Here is a 1,974-nt window from a genome sequence, read left to right on the forward strand (position 1 = left end):
GGTGCGCCTGCAGGGTGGCGCGGGCCCGCTGCAGCGCGCTGTTCGCCGCGGCCACGCTCGTCGCCAGGTGCTCGGCCGTCTCCGCGGCGGTCCAGCCGAGTACGTCCCGCAGCAGGAACGCGGCCCGCTGCCGGGGTGGCAGCAGCTGCATGGCGGCGAGGAACGCCAGCTCGATGGTCTCCCGGTTGACGGCCACCGCGTCCGGCTGCTCCTCGCCCGGCGCGATCTCGTCGAGCAGTCGGTCCGGGTACGGCTGCAGCCACGGCACCTCGGCGTACGACCGCACGGTGCGCGGCTGCCGCCCGGTGCGGCGCAACATGTCCAGGCAGACGTTCGTGGCGATGCGGTAGAGCCAGGCCCGGGCCAGCCGGCCGTCGAAGCCGGCCTGTCCCCGCCACGCCCGCAGGTACGTCTCCTGGACCGCGTCCTCGGCGTCGTCGAAGGAGGCCAGCATCCGGTAGCAGTGCACGTGCAGTTCCCGGCGGTGCCGTTCGGTGAGCGCCGTGAAGTCGGGGTCGGTCGGGACCGCGTCGACCGGGGCGGTCATGCCGCCGCCCCCGCCCACCCGACCTCCTGGACCAGCCACTCGTTGCCGTCCGGATCGCTGAACGACAGGAAGGAGCCGTAGTCGCGTCGATCGGGGTCCGGGCCGGGGGTCTGCACCCCACCCTCCTCGAAGTGGAACACCTCGCTGGGCTTCGCACCCCGGTCGACCAGTTCCGCCCGGGCGGCGTCGATGTCCCGGACGACCAGGTGCAGCCCGCTGAGCGTGCCGGCCCGGTCGAGGTTGTGCATCAGCGCGATCGCGCAGGCGGAACCGGGCGGGGAGAGTTGCACGACGCGGAAGTCCCCGGCGCGGTGGTCCACGTCCAGGCGGAACCCGGTCTGCTCCAGGTAGAACCCCTTGGCCCGGTCCACGTCGGAGACGGGCACCACGACGAGTTCGAGCTTCCAGTCCATGATCGGCCTCCCTGGCCTCGGTGACGGCTGTCAGGACGTACAACGTGGGGTCCGTCGGCAACTCATCGGTGCCGCGATGACGATATCCGCCGGCGCTACGCCGACGACACCTCGAAGCTCGGCGCCTCGGCGGTCAGCAGCGCCGTCCGGACCGGCGCCGACCACACGTCGGCCAGGGCGGACTCCAGCTCGGCCAGTAGTCGGGGCACGTCGTCGGGCGCCGAGCCGTGCATGGCCTCCACCACGATCAGCACCTCGGCCGTGCTGTCCCGGACCGCCGACCACCCGCTCTGCCGGTGGGTCCAGCGTCGGGAGTGGGCTCGCCCGGCCGCGTCCGCGAAGATCACCTCGTCGGGTTCGGGGTGCTCCTCCGCACCGCTCAGCGTCAGGTAGTGCTCGTCGCCCTTGGCGTGCTGGACCTCCAGGTCGCCGGAGATTCGCGCGACGTCGAGGACGGCCACCGGCACCGCGTACCCGAGGGACATGGCGTTGCCGAGGTCGACCAGCGGGTGCAGCCGGGGCAGCGTCTCGTCCCGGCGGAAGCGGCGCAGCAGGGACTCGGCCGCGCAGCGATAGCGGGTCGGGGGCAGCCCCATCGTGGCGAAGGCCCGCCGCCAGGCGCGGACCTCCGGGAATCCGCCCTCCGGGCCCGCGGCCAGCCGGCGCCGCGCCACCTCCGCGTACGGGGTGAGCCGCGGCTGCACGTCGGCGTCGGGGGTGATTCCGGTGGCGTGCAGGACACCGCAGACCAGCTCCGGGAACGACGACCAGATCTCTCGGGAGTGCCGGAAGTGCACGGGAGGCTCCTATCGGGCGGTGCGGGCGATGCTCACGCCGTCCACCCTGATGCCACAATGGTCCGGTGGACAGGGCCAAACAAGCCGCGGTCGACGGGTCCATATCGGCCGGGTCGGATTTCCTCCAGCTCGACGTCGGCGAGGCGCCGCCCGGTGGCCGCGCCGACTGGCTGGCCGCCCGGCTGCGTACGGCGATCGCCGACGTCGAGCTGGAGGA

General features: G+C 73.1%; 3 protein-coding genes. All 3 read right to left on the minus strand.

Annotated elements, in window-relative coordinates; translation table 11 throughout:
- A partial coding sequence (locus DKL51_RS04870) for an RNA polymerase subunit sigma-70 (RefSeq protein ID WP_124811774.1) occupies positions 1 to 547 on the minus strand: 547 nt, incomplete at its 3' end.
- The gene (locus DKL51_RS04875; protein ID WP_124811775.1) at positions 544 to 960 is read right to left on the minus strand and encodes a VOC family protein; all 417 of its coding nucleotides are present in this window, start codon (positions 958 to 960) and stop codon (positions 544 to 546) included. The genes DKL51_RS04870 and DKL51_RS04875, both read right to left, overlap by 4 nt.
- 95 nt (positions 961 to 1,055) lie before the next feature.
- Complete coding sequence (locus tag DKL51_RS04880; RefSeq protein WP_124811776.1) at positions 1,056 to 1,757, minus strand: B3/B4 domain-containing protein; 702 nt, start codon at positions 1,755 to 1,757, stop codon at positions 1,056 to 1,058.
- Positions 1,758 to 1,974 lie beyond the last annotated feature (217 nt).

The organism is Micromonospora globispora, assembly GCF_003857015.1.
GTDB classification, from domain to species: Bacteria; Actinomycetota; Actinomycetes; order Mycobacteriales; family Micromonosporaceae; genus Micromonospora; species Micromonospora globispora.

What these genes read in the sequence shown, in the direction of transcription:
- DKL51_RS04875 (WP_124811775.1), bottom strand. Translation starts at nt 960, where the DNA reads ATGGACTGGAAGCTCGAACTCGTCGTGGTGCCCGTCTCCGACGTGGAC.